Source organism: Mesorhizobium sp. M2E.F.Ca.ET.209.01.1.1 (genome assembly GCF_004010375.2).
In the GTDB taxonomy this organism is placed as follows: Bacteria; Pseudomonadota; Alphaproteobacteria; order Rhizobiales; family Rhizobiaceae; genus Mesorhizobium.
In genome coordinates this window covers 170391-186864 of record NZ_SADP02000007.1, presented here as the reverse complement: position 1 = coordinate 186864, position 16474 = coordinate 170391, and the positions used below count along the sequence as shown (strand labels likewise).

The window sequence follows — 16474 nt, the reverse complement described above, 5'->3', positions numbered from 1 at the left end:
CGGCCCGCCCGTGGGATTGCGAGATTGCCGGAAACGAGGCGGCATCATTTCGCCGCGATTGGAGATCGTCGTGCTGGATCAGTCGCAGGTAGAACGGCTCGAGGCCGAAGCGGTCAACTCCGCGAAGACGCGACAGCCGCTCTACGCCGCGCGCAAGAAGATCTTTCCGAAACGGGCCTCCGGCCGTTTCCGCCAGTTCAAATGGCTGGTGATGGCGATCACGCTCGGCATCTATTACCTGACCCCCTGGCTGCGCTGGGATCGCGGGCCCTTCGCTCCCGACCAGGCCGTTCTCATCGACCTGGCGAACCGCCGTTTCTACTTCTTCTTCATCGAGATCTGGCCGCAGGAATTCTACTATGTCGCCGGCCTTCTGATGATGGCGGGCGTCGGTCTTTTCCTGATCACATCGACGGTCGGGCGAGCCTGGTGCGGCTATACCTGCCCGCAGACCGTCTGGGTCGACCTGTTCCTTGTGGTGGAACGGGCGATCGAAGGCGATCGCAATGCCCGCATGAAGCTGGATGCCGCTCCCTGGAGCGCCCGCAAGCTCTTCCTGCGCGTATCCAAGCACGCCATCTGGCTTGTCATCGCAGTGGCCACGGGCGGCGCCTGGATCTTCTACTTCGCCGATGCGCCGAAGCTGCTCAGCGAAGTCGTCACCGGCACGGCGGCGCCCATCGCCTATGCCACGATCGCGGTGCTCACCGGCACCACCTATGTGTTAGGCGGGCTGATGCGCGAGCAGGTCTGCACCTATATGTGCCCGTGGCCGCGCATCCAAGCGGCCATGCTGGACGAAAACTCGCTGACGGTGACGTATAACGACTGGCGCGGCGAGCCGCGATCGCGCCACGCCAAGAAGGCCTCGGCGGCCGGGCAATCGGTCGGCGACTGCGTCGACTGCAACGCCTGTGTCGCCGTGTGCCCCATGGGAATCGACATCCGCGACGGCCAGCAGCTGGAATGCATCACCTGCGCGCTGTGCATCGACGCCTGCGACAGCATCATGGACAAGCTCGGCCGGGAACGCGGGCTGATCTCCTACGCAACGCTGGCGGACTACAACGCCAACATGGCGATGGCCACTTCCGGTGGCACCGGCCCGGTCAATCCGACCCTGGTGAGGACGCCGAGCGGCAGCTTCGCCGACGGCCTGGCACATTTCCATCTGGGCAAGATCTTCCGGTTGCGCACCTACATCTATCTCGGTGTGTGGTCGGCGATCGGCCTGGTGCTCGTCTATTCGCTGCTGACGCGCGAACGGCTGGAGCTGAATGTCCTGCATGATCGCAATCCGCAGTTCGTGACGCTCTCGGATGGCTCGATCCGGAACGGCTACACAGTCAAGCTGCTCAACATGATACCCGAGCCGAGGACGGTCGAGATCTCGCTGCACGATCTCGACGGCGGTGAGATGAGCATCGTCGGCATCGACCAGCCCGCAAGCCGCTCATTCTCCATCCCGGTCGAACCCGACCGGCTGAAGATGCTGAAGGTCTTCGTGCGGCAACCGGTCGAGCAGATCAGGAAGCCGGCACAGAGCTTCGAATTCCGCATCGACGACACGGCAAGTTCCGAAACCGCCGAATACACCGCCACCTTTAACGCCCCGGAGAACAGCAGATGAGCGCCGAAATGCCGAAGCCGCGCGAGTTCACCGGCAAGCACATGCTGGTCTCCATTCTGGCGTTCTTCGCGGTGGTGATCGGGGTCAACGTCACCATGGCCACGCTCGCCCAGAAGAGTTGGACCGGGCTCGTCGTCGAGAACACCTATGTCGCCAGCCAGCAGTTCAACGAAGAAGCGAGGAAAGGAAGGGCGCAGGCGGCGCTGGGCTGGACAGGCAAGCTGACCGTCGCTTCCGGCGAGGTCCGTTACAGCCTTGTCGACAGCCAGGGCAAACCGGTGCCGCTGCGCGGCGTCAAGGTGCTGTTCCGCCACCCAGCCTACGAGGCCGAGGACGAAGCCCTGACACTTGCCGCGGTGCCCGGCGGCACTCCCGGAAACGCGGACGCGTTTGCCGTGCGGCACACGCCCAGGAATGGCGTCTGGATCGTGGAGATCGATGCGGATGCCGGGCTGACGTCGCCGTTCCGCGATGTCCGCCGCGTCATGATCTCGAATGGAGCCCTGCAATGAGCTGCTGCGCGCCGGGGGCTGAAATGGCGTTGGAGGTCACCGGCGCGGCGTCCGCATCGCCGTCGAGCGAGGAGATCAAGCTGGCCAGCCGCTCCCTGGGGAGCGACATCCACCAGACCGACCTGTCGGTGCCAACGGTTCACTGCGGGGCCTGCATCCAGGCGATCGAGGCGGCGCTCGGCACGGTCGAGAACGTCGAGTCCGCTCGCGTCAACCTGTCGACGAAGCGTGTGTCGGTCCGCTGGCGCGGGGACATCGTCCCGCCATTCTTTGCCGTGCTCGGCCGGCTCGGCTATCAGGCGCACCTGTTCGACCCGGAAATTCACGAGAAGGACAGGACGCTCTCGGAGCTGATCCGCGCCGTTGCCGTGGCGGGCTTCGCGGCCGGCAATATCATGCTGCTCTCAGTATCGGTCTGGTCCGGCGCGGAAGGCCCGACACGCGATCTGTTCCATTGGCTGTCCGCGCTGATCGCCATCCCGGCGCTCGCCTTCGCCGGCGGTATCTACTTCCGCTCCGCTGCGAATGCGCTGCGCCATGGCCGCATGAACATGGACGTGCCGATCGCGGTGGGCGTTTCGCTCGCCTACGCGATGAGCCTCTACGAGACCATCAATCACGGCGAGCACGCCTATTTCGACGCCTCGGTGTCGCTGCTTTTCTTTCTGCTGATCGGGCGCACGCTGGATCACGTGATGCGCGAGCGGGCGCGAACCGCGGTCAATGGCCTGTCGCGGCTTGCCGCGCGAGGGGCCGTGGTCCTGCGCAACGACGGAATACGCGAATACGTGCCCGTCGCCGAACTCGCGACGGGAATGCGCCTCCTCATTGCGGCTGGAGAGCGGATACCGGTCGACGGCGATATCGTCAGCGGGAATTCCGACCTCGATTGCTCGATCGTCTCCGGCGAGAGCGCGCCGAAAGCCGTGAGCGCCGGCACGCACGTCCAGGCCGGCACGCTGAACCTGACAGGTCCGCTGACGATGCAGGCAACCGCCGCGGCCATGGATTCCTTCCTGGCGGAAATGGTCCGCCTGATGGAAGCCGCCGAGGGTGGCCGCTCGCGCTACAGGCGGATCGCCGACCGCGTATCGGCGCTCTACGCGCCCGTGGTCCATCTGGCGGCCTTTGCCACCTTCCTTGGCTGGATGGTTGCGTCCGGTGATTGGCACCGCGCCATGACCATCGCCATCGCCGTGCTCATCATCACTTGCCCGTGCGCGCTCGGCCTCGCGGTCCCGATCGTCCAGGTGGTGGCGGCCCGGCGCCTGTTCGAGGCCGGCGTCATGGTCAAGGACGGTTCGGCGATGGAGCGTCTCGCGGCGATCGACGCGGCTGTGTTCGACAAGACCGGGACGCTCACTCTGGGGCTGCCCAGGCTCGTCAACGCGGCGTCGATCGATCCGGCCATGCTGGCGATCGCGGCCGACCTGGCGGCGCATTCCCGGCACCCGTTCTCAAAGGCGCTGGCGCCCTATGGCAGCGTTCGCGGTCGAACCCAATTCGACCGCGTGCAGGAGGAGCCGGGCTTCGGTATCGAAGCGTCCGCCGGCGGCGACATCTGGCGCCTAGGCCGGCGCGGCTGGGCCGGATGGAAGGCTCGTACCGGCGGCGAGGGGCGATATGGCGGCCTTGGCGGCACGGTTCTCGCGAAGAATGGCAGGATCGTCGCATGCTTCGCCTTCGAGGATGCCACGCGCGCCGATGCCAAGGCAGCGGTGGAAAGGTTGAGGGACGCCGGCATCTCGGTCGAGATGCTTTCCGGCGACACCGCGAGAGCCTGCAGCGAGGTGGCGGGAACCTTGGGCATCGAGAATTTCGTGCCGGCCCTGCTGCCGTCGGGCAAGGTGGAGAGGATCGAGACGCTGGCCCGCGCCGGTCACAAGCTGCTGATGGTGGGCGACGGCCTCAACGACACGCCGGCGCTCGGCGCCGCGCATGTCTCGATGGCTCCGGCGACCGCGGCCGATATCGGCCGCCAGGCCGCGGACTTCGTCTTCCTGCGCGAGAGCCTGCTGGCGGTGCCGCTCGCCCTGGATGTCTCGCGCAGGGCCGGCCGGCTCATCCGCCAGAACATCGCAATCGCGATCATCTACAATGCATTCGCCGTACCGATCGCCATCCTCGGACATGTGACGCCGCTGATCGCGGCGATCGCGATGAGCGCTTCCTCGCTGATCGTGATCGCAAATGCGATGCGGCTTCAGACGACGGCGAAAGCGGCTCCTGAAGCCGCTCCCGCCAGACGCCGCACCGACGTCATCGGAGCGGCCCACCCATGACCACGCTCGTCTATCTCATTCCCGTGGCCCTGTTCCTCGGCGCGCTCGGTCTTTCCGGCTTCCTGTGGGCCTTGCGCAGCGGCCAGTACGAGGATCTCGATGGAGCCGCCGAGCGGATATTGATCGAACCTGATCAGCGAGAGGGCGACAGCCGGCGATCAAACTGACGTAGATCAAGGTCGCGTTGCTCCCGACGCCTGAGAATAAGGCTTACGAAAGCAGGAGATTTCGATGCAGGCTCGGGACATCATGACGACGCCGGTGGTCACAATCGCCACCTCTGCCTCGGTCGCCGAAGCGGCCGAACTGATGCTGACCAGGAACATTCGCTGCCTGCCAGTCGTGGGAGACGATGGGTCATTGGCTGGCATCATCAGCGAAGGCGATTTCCTGCGCCGAGGCGAACTTGGCACCAGGCGAGCGCGGCCTCGCTGGCTGGAGTTTCTTGTCGGTCCGGGCAAGCTCGCCGACGAATATGTCCGTTCGAGCGGCCGCCGCGTGGCCGAGGTTATGACTGCCGGCGTCGTATCGGCAGCGCCCAGCGCTTTGCTTGCCGAGATCGTCGAACTGATGGCGACTCACGACATCAAGAACGTGCCCATCCTTGACGCGGGCAAGATCGTCGGCATCGTCAGCCGCTCCGATCTGATGCGCATCCTGCTTCGCACTCTGCCCAAGTCAGGCTCCGCGACTGTCGACGACGAGGTCATCCGCAGGAACATACTTGCCGAGCTGCACGGACAGTCCTGGAGCGGCGGCGACCTTATCGGCGTCACCGTCGACAAGGGAAACGTTGAGCTGAGCGGCGCCATCTTCGACGAACGTCAGCGAAAGGCTGCCGTCGTTGCGGCCGAGAACGTTGCCGGGGTCAAGAAGGTCACGGATAAGCTCTTTTGCGCCGGGCCGTTCTCGGTGGTGCTTGTCTCTTGAAGACCGGCGCGCTCCCAGCGGACGCGCTCAAATCGCGGACAAGGGTATCAGGGGGCGAACCAACAGCAGCGCAAAGGCAATGAGCGCCGCGCCGGAGATTGCATCGGCCATCCTCTTGCCGCCGCTCAGCCGCCCGCCGAGCAGCAGCCACATCGATCCGGTCACTGCCGTGATCACGAGCAGCGTCATCCAGGCGATGCCCAGCGCGGCCGTCTCGATGTCCATCGGCACGATGGCCACGCAATAGATGAACGCTTTAGGATTGAGGGCGGTGGTTGCCAGGATGGAGATGCCGCCGTTTTCGATTGCCTCGGCGCGCCTGGCTGCCAGCAGCCGAAATCCAAGGATCACCAGCCACGCGGCGGCAACCAGTTGAACCATCTGGACAGTGGCAGGCGGCACCAGGGAACGCAGCGAAAGCCAGAAGGCCGCCGCGATCCCGTATCCGCATGCTTGCGCGGCAAGGAGCGTGGTGGCGTTCTGCCGCTTGACGGCGCCTGCCGCCAGAAGAGCGTTGGTCGGCCCTGGCGCGGCAAAAAGCAGAAATGCTTCCAGAAGATACAGATTGTCCAAACTGCCTGCCTCGCGCACGAACCTGTCGACTGCGGAAGTCCCATCGGCGCCGACTGCCGTCAACGCTTCCCGTATTCGTCACAGGGGGCGAAGCCGCCTGTTCTCGGCTGGGGTAGCCCGGGCGGCTCACAGCGGCAACCTATCAAGACCGCGGCGTCGTTGCTCGATCAACGGATAGACTGCAGACGCGCAATCAAGTCGCCATTGCGGCAATAGGCCGGCGGATGATCGGCATGCTCGGTCTCGTCGAGCCAGACCGCGCATTCATCCTGGTGGCCGCAGGAGCGGCACCGGTCCACGGCGCGATTGGTGACGGCGACGTGGTCCGCCACGACTCGGAGCTGCCTGTCGACGCCCATTTTCTGCATCATGCGTCCCATCAAGGCGGTTCGGGCGTCAGCGCCCATCAGATATTCGAGAAAGCTCATGCCAGCACACTCCTCAGCGGCAAATCATTGCCATGCCAGGCAGCGCGCGGCATTGATCTCGATCAACCCGGATGAAACCCGCCGGCCTAGCCCGTGGTACCGAACATCGCGCCAATGCCGGCCGTCAGGGCCATCGCCAGCGCTCCCCAAAAGGTGACGCGAGCTGTCGCCTTCCACACATTGGCGCCACCGGCCCTCGCGCCGATTGCGCCCAACACCGCCAGGAACAGCAACGATGCGACCGAGACTACGGCAACAAGTCTCGAGGGCGGCGAAATCAGCACCATAGCGAGGGGCATGACCGCACCGATTGAAAACGCCGCCGCGGAAGCCAGCGCGGCCACGATGGGCCGTGCGGCGGTTGCCTCGGAAATACCAAGCTCGTCACGCGCATGGGCGCCGAGCGCGTCCTTGGCCATCAACTGGTCAGCCACCTGCAACGCTAGGCGAGGCTCCACGCCGCGATCGATATAGATCTGCGCAAGCTCCTGTCTCTCGAATTCCGGCTGGGTCGCCAGTTCATCCCGCTCACGGGAAAGATCCGCCTTCTCAGTGTCGGCTTGGGAACTGACGGATACATATTCGCCGGCGGCCATCGACATTGCGCCAGCCACAAGGCCGGCGACACCCGCCACGAGGACACTGGTCGTGGTGGCGTTGGCGGCCGCAACCCCGATGATCAGGCTGGCCGTCGAAACGATGCCGTCATTGGCTCCGAGCACGGCGGCCCGCAGCCAGCCAATGCGCGACACAAGGTGATTTTCGGCGTGAAGGCGGCTCATGATCGCAGCGATGAACAGTTGAATATTGCCATTGTATTGTCTCCACCTCGACAAGCGCAGGAATGCAGCTTCATTGCTTCGTGATCGGAGCAAATGCCCTGATCCAAGTCAAACCGCTGCATGGATTTGCCGGTGCGGCACTTTTCGCGGGCCAGCCGCGCTGACAGCCAGCTGTCAGCTAACTCGTGAGATAGTGCGGTGAGAAGGCATGCGACGGTCCGGCCGTGCGCGCCCTGAAGCCGGGATGCAATGCTTATGAAACAGATCGCCTTATCGCTCTTCGTGATCGCGTCGTCGGGCGCCTATGTCTGGGATCAGGCCGGCACGCCACCGGCCAACGACCTGGTCGACATGGATGGCGCCGCCAATGCCCCAACGCAGGACACCTCGCAGCCATTCGTCCCATCGGCGTCGGCCGATCCGGTGATGGCGCCGGCGAAGTCCCAGCGCAAAATTCCCCAAGAGGCGCAGCGCGAGCCGACCCCACAGAGGCCGGTCGAAGTCAAAGCGGACAACACGGCGTCGATCGCAACCGCTCCAAGGCCGGCGCCGGCCATCGTCAGTCCGCCGCAAGCCGCGAAGCTGGCGCCTCCGCCGACGAAACAAGATCCCGCGCCGCCGGCCGCGAGCGCACCCACGCCCAATGTGCCGACATTCGCGGTGACACCCGCGGTGTATATCCCGATCCCGCAGCCACGACCGGCATATCCGCAAGCCACCGCGCGCGTCATTCATACCGGCATGAAGCTCGCGGCCCACGGCTATGCCGACGGGGTCTATACCGGCCCCGCGGCCGACGCCTATTACGGCATCATCCAAATCCAGGCGCTCGTCCAAGGCGGCCGCCTGACGGCGCTCAAGGTCCTGAAATATCCCAATGACCGCCGCACTTCAGTCAGCATCAACCGACAGGCGTTGCCCATGCTGCGCGACGAGGCGATCAGCGCGCAAAGCGCCGATGTCGACATCATCTCGGGCGCCACGCTGACGAGCAAGGCCTTTATCCAATCGCTGGGCGGCGCCCTGAAAAAGGCGTCATCGTAGTTCCATGCGCGAGACGCGGATCATGATGGGCATGCCCATCACCGTCGACCTCGGCGGCGCGGCCGGCGACCTCGTCGCGAGGATCTTCGACTATTTCGACGATGTCGACCGGCGTTTCAGCACCTACCGCCCGGACAGCGAGATCTCCGCCATAAACCGGGGCGACATTCCGGTCCGCGACTGGAGCGGCCAGATGATCGAGGTGATGCGGATCGCCGAGCAGACCAGAAGGGAAACCGCCGGCTATTTCGATATCCACAGGCCTGATGGCGCGCTCGACCCCTCCGGCATCGTCAAGGGCTGGGCTATCCGCAACGCGGCCGAAATCGTGCGTCGGGCGGATGTCGGCGACTTCTTCATCGAGGCGGGCGGCGACATCCAATCCTGCGGCAGGAACGCTTCCGGCCGAGACTGGAGCGTCGGCATCCGCAATCCCTTCCACACAGACGAGATCGTCAAGGTGGTCTACCCGCACGGACATGGCGTGGCCACTTCCGGCACCTATGCGCGCGGGCAACATATCTACAATCCCCGCGCGGTTCATGACCCTATCAGCGACATCGTCAGCCTGACGGTCATCGGCTCCAATGTGCTTGAGGCCGACCGCTTCGCCACCGCCGCCTTTGCGATGGGCCGGGACGGCATCCTCTTTATCGAGCAGACGCCGGGGCTCGAGGGATATCTCATCGACAGCAACTGCCGTGCCACGCCGACGAGCGGCTTCGGAGCCTTTTGCCAGTCATGATCAAGACCCTCGACCGTCTTCTCGACCACCTTACAATGTACCGGCTGGTGCTCTACTATCTGGCGGCCCTGCTGATCGCCGCCTTCGTCTTCAGCTTCCTGAAGCTTGTGCCGCATGATCCAACAGCGCTGGCCTTCACGACCGCCCTGGTGCTGGCCACATGCTGGATCACCAACAAGGTTTTTGCGCGCATCTTCGGGGTTCCGGCCAACGGTGAGTCTGTCTACATCACCGCGTTGATCCTGGCGCTCATTCTCGATCCGATTGCCCCCACCGATGCCAAGGCCATTGGCGCCGTGGCGTTCGCCTCGGTCTGGGCGATCTCGTCGAAATACATCCTGGCCATCGGCGGGAAGCACCTGTTCAATCCGGCCGCCCTTGGCGTCGCGCTGACAGCGCTCCTGCTCGATCATCCCGCCACATGGTGGGTGGGCGGCAATATCTGGCTCTTCCCCCTGGTGCTTGGGGGCGGCGCTCTTGTGGTGCGCAAGCTGCGCCGGCTCGATCTCGTGGCAACGTTCCTCGCAGTGGCGCTGGCGACGATACTGGCGACCACCGACCCATCCCAATATGGCGCCGCGCTCGCGGAGACGTTCAGCTCGTCGCCGCTGCTGTTCTTCGCCTTCGTGATGCTGACCGAGCCGCTGACGGCTCCGACGACACGCTGGCCGCGCATCGCCTTTGCCGCCATCGTCGGCTTTCTCTTCGCGCCTAACATCCATATCGGCTCGTTCTACTTCACACCCGAGCTCGCTCTCCTGACGGGTAACCTCTTCGCCTACGCCGTGAGCCCCAAGGGCCGGTTCGTGCTGACTTTGGAACGCATCGAGCAAACCGCCGTCGACAGCTACGACTTCGTCTTCAAGTCGCAGCGAAAACTCGCCTTCCAGGCGGGCCAGTACCTTGAATGGACACTTGGCCTCGACCGTCCCGACAATCGCGGCAACCGCCGCTACTTCACGGTCGCCTCATCGCCGACCGAGCAATCGGTGCGGCTGGGCGTCAAGTTCTATCCACGGTCGAGCGCCTTCAAGCAGGCGCTTGGCGGCATGAAACCCGGCGCCACGATCCACGCGTCGCAACTGGCCGGCGATTTCACGCTTCCATCCGATCCGAACACCAAGATCGCTTTCCTGGCCGGCGGCATCGGCATCACGCCATTCCGTTCGATGCTGCAATATCTAATCGACCGCCAGGAAGCGCGGCCTGTCGTTGTCCTCTACGGCACGGAGGGACAAGACGACATCGCCTATCGAGACGTGCTCGGCCGGGCAAGACGCGAACTGGGAATAAAGACGTTCCATGCGGTAGCCAAGGGCGCTGAGCGCGGGCAGTACCCGGGCTATATCGACGCTCGCCTGGTGCGCCTCACTATGCCCGACTACCTCGAACGCACCTTCTACATCTCTGGCCCGCAGATCATGGTCAAGGCGCTGCGCGGGAAGCTGCTGGCAATGGGCGTTCAGCGTTCCCGGATCAAGGTCGATTACTTCCCCGGATTTGCCTGAACGCTCAACCATGCCGACGCAGGTGAATGGTCACCGCCAGACCGGAATTGGCATTGGCCATTTCGAGACGGCCGCCATAGGCTTCGACGATATCCGAAACGATCGCCAGGCCGAGGCCGTTGCCGCCGCCCTTGCTGTCAAGCTGAACGCCACGCACCAGAGCGGCGTTCAGGGCGGCCTCGGGAATGCCCGGCCCATCATCGACGACCTCGATGATCACCTCGCCGGCGCTTGCCGATGCGCTCACATGAACCACGGAGCTCGCGAAACGCGTCGCGTTCTCCACCAGATTGCCGAGAATCTCGGATAGATCGCCCTCGTCGACCGGCGCCATGAGATCCTCGGCGGCATCGATGACGAAGGAGAGCTGCTTGCCCCTCGGCGTGCGCTTGACGACCGCAACCACACCGCTCGCCACCTCCCGGACAAGGCAGGCGGCATCGCCGGAAACGCCGGGCGCCAGACGAGCGCGTGCCAGCTCCCGCTCGACGTGACGGCGAATCGCGCTCGCGCTCTTCTCGATTTCGTCGGCAAGCTCGCTTTCGCCTTTCTTGCGCAGGGTCCGGATGTCGGCGGACAGGACCTGCAGCGGCGTCTTGAGGCCGTGCGCAAGGTCCGTGGCGCGGGAGCGTGCGCGGGCAAGTGCTTTCTCCTGGGCGTCGAGCAGGCGGTTGATCTCGTCGGCGAGCGGCTGCACTTCGCTCGGCGCGGCCACATACAGCCGTGCCGTTCGCTGCGCGATCACGTTCTTGACGGCGATCCTCAGGCTCTCCAGCGGCGCCAGGCCGACGGTGATCTGGATGAAGAAAGCTCCCATCAGGGCGGAGGCCAGCACAATGAGGGCCGGCGCAAGGTCACGGACATACTCGCCAACGGAAACTTCCACGTTGCGATGGTCTTCCGCCACCACGGCACGAAAGGCCCGCCCGTCGGTATCGGTGATCGTGCGAAAGACGGCGACGGTCAACTCGCCGCCCGGCCCTTTGAGCTCTTCCTTCCGCAACTCGCCATTGCCGGCTTGTTTGGGCAGGGCCAGCGCCGCGTCCCACAGCGAGCGCGATCGAACAAGGTTGTGGGTGGCCAGGTCTTCCACTTGCCAGTAATGGCCGGACAGCGGACTGGCGAAGCGTTGGTCGGCCAGCGTGGACGCCACCAACAGACGGCCATCGGCCGTGAAGCTCGTCGCGGCGATCAGTTCATTGAGATCGTCCGTCAGCTCACTGACAACACGCCTCTCGACGTTCAGTTCAAACAGATAGCGAAGACCGACACCGGCGATGGCAAGGGCGATGACGATCGATATCGCCGCAGCCGACCAGAGCCTGAAACGGATCGAATTGCGCATCAATCCGGCCCGTCGGGGACAAAGTAACCGAAACCGCGCCGCGTCTCGATGATCTTGCTGCCAAGCTTGCGCCGCAGACGCGCGACGATGACCTCGATCGTGTTGGGATCGCGTTCGTTGTCGGAACTGTACAGATGCTCGGCGAGCTCGGTTGACGCAACCACACGGCCGGCATGATGCATCAGGAACGCGAGAAGCCGATATTCCAGCGGCGAGAGCGCCACCGGAACGCCACGAAGCGAGATGCGCATCTGGCGCGTGTCGAGCAGCAAAGGGCCTGATTTCAACACCGGTGCGGCCTGCCCGCTCGAACGGCGCAGGATGGCTCGCAGCCGCGCCAGCAGTTCCTCCATTTCAAAAGGCTTCGGAAGATAGTCGTCGGCGCCGGCGTTGATGCCTTCCACGCGCTCGGTCCACAGCCCCCTCGCCGTCAGGATGAGGACGGGAAAGCGGCGGCCATTGGCGCGCCAGCGCTTCAGCACCGTGAGGCCGTCGAGCTTCGGCAGGCCGAGGTCGAGAATCGCCGCGTCGTAGTTCTCGACATCGCCCGCGAACCAGGCCGCTTCACCATTGTCCACGATGTCGACGGCCATGCCCGAGGCCTTCAGGACCGCCGCGATGTCGGCCGCGATGCGCGGTTCGTCTTCAGCCACGAGGATCTTCATCTGTGGCCGCCTTCATCGCCCAAGACACCGCCCGCGCCGGCATCGACGTCAACGATCCGGCGCCGGCCGTCGGCGGCGACCACCTGGAACCGATAGATCCACTTGTCTCCGGCGCGAATGAGATCGACCGAAACAATCTCGCCGGGAGCCTTGGTGCGCACGATGGCCATGATATCGGCAAGGCCCTCGATTTCGCCGCGCTCATGGAGATCGCGCGCCCGATCATGATCATCGTCGTCATCTTGCGCTCTGACGGCAGACGGCAAGGCCATCACAAGTGCAGCCAAGCCCAGAGCTGCCAGGCTCATCGATACGGTTTTCATGGAAGGGAGCTGTCGCATGCGGAAGCTGTCAAACCGCTGTCAATCATCGTCAGCCGGCGGCAAGGGCCACATCTCTATCAAGGGCCATCGCGCCCGATGACGGGTGTGCGGAGAAGGATACGAAACCATGCGCAATCTTCCTGTCTTGCTTGTCGCCCTTGGCGGCCTGGCCGCCTTTGTCATACCCGCCGCCGCGGAATCCGACCATGGATCATGCCGAGCCGCACCCGCCGCTTCTTCCGCAACAATCGACCTCGAGTCCATCCCCATGATGAGCGTCACCGGGCCCAAGTCGGTCAAAGGTGTCGGTGACGACGAATGCGGCGACGACAAGCCCGTATCCGGCGCGCGCAGCGATCGGGAAGACGCGGAATTCGGGGACAGCGACGACTGACTGCCGCTCGAACGTCCAACCACCATCAACCTCCCTGGAGAATATCCGCGATGCCTGAAATTCAGCATATCCATCCCATGCTCGTGCATTTTCCGATCGTGCTCATGTACGTGCTCGTCATCGTCGACCTTGCTGCTCTCGCCAATCGCAACGCCGTGACGACGCGCTCGGGCATAGGGACGATTTCCACCTTTGCCGCCGTCGGCGCAGGGCTGTTTGCCGTCTGCACCTGGTACTTCGGCGGCATGGCCCTCGACCACGCGGAGGCCGCCGGCTTCAGCAGCGAGATAGCGGAAATCCATGAGGGCCTTGGCGGGATCAGCGCCCTGACCTTTCTGGGCTGGGGCCTGCTGCGGCTTGTCCTGTGGGTGCGAAATCGAGAGCTGAGCACGCTGGCCCCGGCCATTCCCGCAATCGAAATTGCCGGCGCGGCGCTGGTCACCGTGACGGGTTATTATGGCGGGCAGCTGGTCTACGACCTTGGCGTGAACGTCACCAAAGCCGCGGTTGGGGGATGACTTTTCAATGTTCGGCCTCGGTCCGCCGCCATACAGGAAGCGCGCCATTCCACTTCTAGACCGGTGCGAGTGGCGCCCAGCGGTGGTCATCGAGCTGCCTCCCCCGGCTTAACCCGCAATGCGGCCCGGTCTGGTCGTGGCTCGATCCAGATGCGGGCCGGTCGCTTTTCGTCTGCGCTTGCCGCGGCTGCCATGGGCGAAGAGCCAGCTCTTGGTGACCTCCGACACAAGCACGTACAGCGCGGTGATCGCGAGCAACCCGGCCAGCACCGGTCCTGCCAGAGGCACAAATCCGAACCAGCTGGCGAACGGGGCAAAGGGGATGGCGATGGAGATGATGCCGACGCCGAGGGTCAGGCCCGCGAGCAAATGGCTGGGACGGCTGCGCCACAGCCTTTTGTGGGTTCGCACGACGAGCACGATGGCAAGCTCGGTGAGTACGGATTCCACGAACCACGCGGTCTGAAACGTGGCTGCCGTGGCATGAACGGCCAGTAGAAGGAACGCGAAGGTCGCGAAGTCGAACAGGGAACTCACCAGCCCGAAGCTGACCATGAAACGCCTGACGAAACGGATGTCCCAGTGACGCGGCCTGCGCACCTGCTCGGCATCGACATTGTCACCCGCGATCGCCAGAGCCGGGATGTCGGAGAGGAAATTGTTCAGCAGGATCTGCTTTGCCAGCAGCGGCAGGAAGGACAGATAGAGCGAGGCTGCGGCCATGCTGATCATGTTGCCGAAATTGGCGCTGGTCGTGATGGAGATGTATTTCATCGTGTTGGCGAAGGTCTTTCGGCCGTCATCGACGCCCCGCACCAAAACACCCAGGTCGCGCTTCAGCAAGATGATGTCCGCGGCCTCGCGCGCGACATCCACGGCGGTGTCGACCGAAATGCCGATGTCGGCTTCATGAAGCGCCGGCGCGTCGTTGATGCCGTCGCCAAGATAGCCGACGACATGGCCGCTCCGGCGCAGCGCCTCGACAATTCGCTCCTTCTGGTTCGGATCGATCTCCACGAAGAGATCGGTGTGGCGCACACTGGCGAGAAGCCCATTCTTCGTCAGTTTCGACAGGTCTTCGCCGGTCATGATTCTGTCGGACCGGAGACCCACAGCCTCGGCCAGGTGCGCGGCGACATAGCGGTTGTCGCCGGAAATGACCTTCACGCCAATGCCGCGCTCGGTAAGCGCCGACAGTGTTTTCCGCACCCCCTCTTTCGGGGGGTCGAGAAAGAGCAGGAATCCCGCGAAGGCCATTCCGGTTTCGTCGTCACGGCTGAAGCCCGCCTTGTCCTGAAATCTCCGGATCGCCAGGCCGAGAACGCGATATCCTTGCGCGCTCCAGCGCCTGAACTTGTCGTCGATCGCCTGGCGCTCCGCCGCGCCCAGGGGTGCCAAGCCTTGCGGACCCTGAACGGAGCCACAGGCCTCGACGACGTTCTGGACGGCTCCCTTGGTGATGAGGATCTGTTCGCGCGAGCTGTCCCGCGCGGCGACGGACAACCGCTTGCGGACAAAGTCGTAAGGGATCTCGTCGATCTTGGTAAAACCGGACAGATCCTCCTGGTCATGCGGAGCACTTGCAATTGCCTCGTCCAGGGGATTCTTCAGCCCTGTCTGCAGGGTCGCGTTCAGCCGCGCCCAAATAAGGACGTCCTTCGAAGCGGTGCCTTCGACATCGAACGATCCATCGAGGTGAATGACGCCCTCTGTCAGTGTTCCGGTCTTGTCGGTGCAGAGCAGGTCCATGCTGCCCAGGTTCTCGATCGCATCGAGGCGGCGCACGATGACGCCGCTGGCGGCCATGGTCCGCGCGCCTTTGGCCAGGGTGACGCTGATGATAGCGGGAAGCAGTTCAGGCGTCAGGCCGACAGCGAGGGCGAGCGAAAACAAAAGGGATTCGATCAGCGGCCGGTTGAGCATCACATTGGCGAAGAACACCATGATGACGATCGCGAGCATGATCTCGGTCATCAGAAAACCGAACATTCTGATGCCTCGGGCGAACTCGGTTTCCGGGATCCGCCGCTCCAGAGCCTCGGCGATCGACGCGAACTCGGTCCGTGCTCCCGTGGCGACAGCAAGCACCTTCGCCGTTCCGCTGCGAACCGAGGTGCCGGTGAACACGGCATTGGTCCGCTGAGCGATGCCGGCTTCGGGCGCGGAGCGGCCGGCGGATTTCACGACGGGAAAGGTTTCGCCGGTCAGGACGGATTCGCTGACGTTGAAATCCCGCGACTCCAGGACGACGCCATCGACGGGGATTAGATTTCCCGCCGATAAGCAGACGACGTCGCCAGGGACAATGTTCTCGACATCGACGGTCCGTTCGAAGCTGTCCCGAAGCACGGTGGCCTTGCGGGAGATGCGCTGCTGCAGCGCCTCCATGGCGCGAGAGGCCCCATATTCCTGGGTGAAGCTGAGGATACAGCTGGCAAGCACAATCGCGCCGATGATTGCTGCTTCATGACCTTCGCCGACGAACACCGAAACGGCGGCGGCAAAGACCAGGATGAGGACCAGCGGGCTGCGAAACTGGCGCGCGAATACTGCCAATGCCGATCGGTTCGACCGAGGCGCCAGGGCGTTTCGTCCGAATTTGGCAAGCCGGGCCGCTGCATCCGCGCTCAGCAGTCCGGAAGCGGAGGTCTCCAGTTGTCCGACCAGCCGATCTGCTTCAAGCGACCAGTAGGCCTGCTTGGCGATGTCGGGCGCAGAGCCGGCCGACTGCGGTTCGGCGGGCCGGACCGCCGCCCGTTCCGTCGAATCGGCTCCACCGGTCACCATGGCCGACC

General features: G+C 64.1%; 17 protein-coding genes. 10 read left to right on the top strand and 7 right to left on the bottom strand.

Annotated features, from left to right (window positions below; genetic code table 11):
- The first annotated feature begins 70 nt into the window (after positions 1-70).
- The 5 genes from ccoG (at position 71) to EN852_RS15615 (ending at position 5354) form a co-directional block, all read left to right on the top strand.
- Positions 71-1630 carry a cytochrome c oxidase accessory protein CcoG gene (gene ccoG, locus EN852_RS15635; protein WP_127875960.1) on the top strand — a complete coding sequence of 520 codons (1560 nt, stop codon included), beginning with the start codon at positions 71-73 and terminating at the stop codon, positions 1628-1630.
- The gene (locus tag EN852_RS15630; RefSeq protein ID WP_127875961.1) at positions 1627-2142 is read left to right on the top strand and encodes a FixH family protein; all 516 of its coding nucleotides are present in this window, start codon (positions 1627-1629) and stop codon (positions 2140-2142) included. Before ccoG ends, EN852_RS15630 begins: the two co-directional genes overlap by 4 nt.
- Positions 2139-4424 carry a cation-translocating P-type ATPase gene (locus tag EN852_RS15625; protein ID WP_127875962.1) on the top strand — a complete coding sequence of 762 codons (2286 nt, stop codon included), beginning with the start codon at positions 2139-2141 and terminating at the stop codon, positions 4422-4424. Before EN852_RS15630 ends, EN852_RS15625 begins: the two co-directional genes overlap by 4 nt.
- On the top strand, positions 4421-4591 hold the full coding sequence (gene ccoS, locus EN852_RS15620; RefSeq protein ID WP_127875963.1) for a cbb3-type cytochrome oxidase assembly protein CcoS: 171 nt from the start codon (positions 4421-4423) through the stop codon (positions 4589-4591). Before EN852_RS15625 ends, ccoS begins: the two co-directional genes overlap by 4 nt.
- Positions 4592-4655: 64 nt before the next feature.
- Complete coding sequence (locus EN852_RS15615) at positions 4656-5354, top strand: CBS domain-containing protein (RefSeq protein ID WP_127875964.1); 699 nt, start codon at positions 4656-4658, stop codon at positions 5352-5354.
- Between the two features lie 27 nt (positions 5355-5381).
- On the opposite strand, the gene EN852_RS15610 is transcribed toward EN852_RS15615, so the two are convergent.
- The 3 genes from EN852_RS15610 to EN852_RS15600 all read right to left on the bottom strand — a co-directional run bounded on the left by EN852_RS15610 (position 5382) and on the right by EN852_RS15600 (position 7137).
- Positions 5382-5927 carry a hypothetical protein gene (locus EN852_RS15610; protein WP_127875965.1) on the bottom strand — a complete coding sequence of 182 codons (546 nt, stop codon included), beginning with the start codon at positions 5925-5927 and terminating at the stop codon, positions 5382-5384.
- 167 nt (positions 5928-6094) lie between these two features.
- Positions 6095-6355: a DUF6455 family protein gene (locus EN852_RS15605; protein WP_127875966.1), complete on the bottom strand. Its 261-nt coding sequence runs from the start codon at positions 6353-6355 to the stop codon at positions 6095-6097.
- 86 nt (positions 6356-6441) lie between these two features.
- Entirely contained in the window at positions 6442-7137 is a 696-nt protein-coding gene (locus tag EN852_RS15600) for a VIT family protein (RefSeq protein WP_127875967.1), read from the bottom strand.
- A gap of 255 nt (positions 7138-7392) precedes the next feature.
- Here EN852_RS15600 and EN852_RS15595 point away from each other — a divergent pair, with 255 nt between their 5' ends.
- Genes EN852_RS15595 through EN852_RS15585 form a run of 3 tightly spaced genes read left to right on the top strand, consistent with a single transcriptional unit; the run spans position 7393 to position 10434 of the window.
- Positions 7393-8181: an FMN-binding protein gene (locus EN852_RS15595; protein WP_127875968.1), complete on the top strand. Its 789-nt coding sequence runs from the start codon at positions 7393-7395 to the stop codon at positions 8179-8181.
- Positions 8182-8185: 4 nt separating this feature from the next.
- The gene (locus EN852_RS15590) at positions 8186-8926 is read left to right on the top strand and encodes an FAD:protein FMN transferase (RefSeq protein WP_127875969.1); all 741 of its coding nucleotides are present in this window, start codon (positions 8186-8188) and stop codon (positions 8924-8926) included.
- Positions 8923-10434, top strand: a complete 1512-nt coding sequence (locus EN852_RS15585; RefSeq protein WP_127875970.1) for an RnfABCDGE type electron transport complex subunit D — start codon at positions 8923-8925, stop codon at positions 10432-10434. Before EN852_RS15590 ends, EN852_RS15585 begins: the two co-directional genes overlap by 4 nt.
- A 4-nt stretch (positions 10435-10438) precedes the next feature.
- Here EN852_RS15585 and EN852_RS15580 read toward each other — a convergent pair whose 3' ends face one another.
- Genes EN852_RS15580 through EN852_RS15570 form a run of 3 tightly spaced genes read right to left on the bottom strand, consistent with a single transcriptional unit; the run spans position 10439 to position 12767 of the window.
- Positions 10439-11779 carry a HAMP domain-containing sensor histidine kinase gene (locus tag EN852_RS15580; RefSeq protein WP_127875971.1) on the bottom strand — a complete coding sequence of 447 codons (1341 nt, stop codon included), beginning with the start codon at positions 11777-11779 and terminating at the stop codon, positions 10439-10441.
- Positions 11779-12444 (bottom strand): response regulator transcription factor, encoded by a 666-nt coding sequence (locus tag EN852_RS15575; RefSeq protein WP_042647167.1) that lies wholly within the window; start codon positions 12442-12444, stop codon positions 11779-11781. The genes EN852_RS15580 and EN852_RS15575 overlap by 1 nt, the downstream gene beginning before the upstream one ends.
- Positions 12441-12767 carry a PepSY domain-containing protein gene (locus EN852_RS15570; RefSeq protein ID WP_127875972.1) on the bottom strand — a complete coding sequence of 109 codons (327 nt, stop codon included), beginning with the start codon at positions 12765-12767 and terminating at the stop codon, positions 12441-12443. The genes EN852_RS15575 and EN852_RS15570 overlap by 4 nt, the downstream gene beginning before the upstream one ends.
- 127 nt (positions 12768-12894) lie before the next feature.
- Between EN852_RS15570 and EN852_RS15565 the strand changes: the two genes are divergently transcribed.
- On the top strand, positions 12895-13161 hold the full coding sequence (locus EN852_RS15565; protein ID WP_127875973.1) for a hypothetical protein: 267 nt from the start codon (positions 12895-12897) through the stop codon (positions 13159-13161).
- Between the two features lie 50 nt (positions 13162-13211).
- Entirely contained in the window at positions 13212-13679 is a 468-nt protein-coding gene (locus tag EN852_RS15560; protein WP_127875974.1) for a DUF2231 domain-containing protein, read from the top strand.
- Between the two features lie 108 nt (positions 13680-13787).
- Here EN852_RS15560 and mgtA read toward each other — a convergent pair whose 3' ends face one another.
- Positions 13788-16466 carry a magnesium-translocating P-type ATPase gene (gene mgtA / locus EN852_RS15555; protein WP_127875975.1) on the bottom strand — a complete coding sequence of 893 codons (2679 nt, stop codon included), beginning with the start codon at positions 16464-16466 and terminating at the stop codon, positions 13788-13790.
- Positions 16467-16474 lie beyond the last annotated feature (8 nt).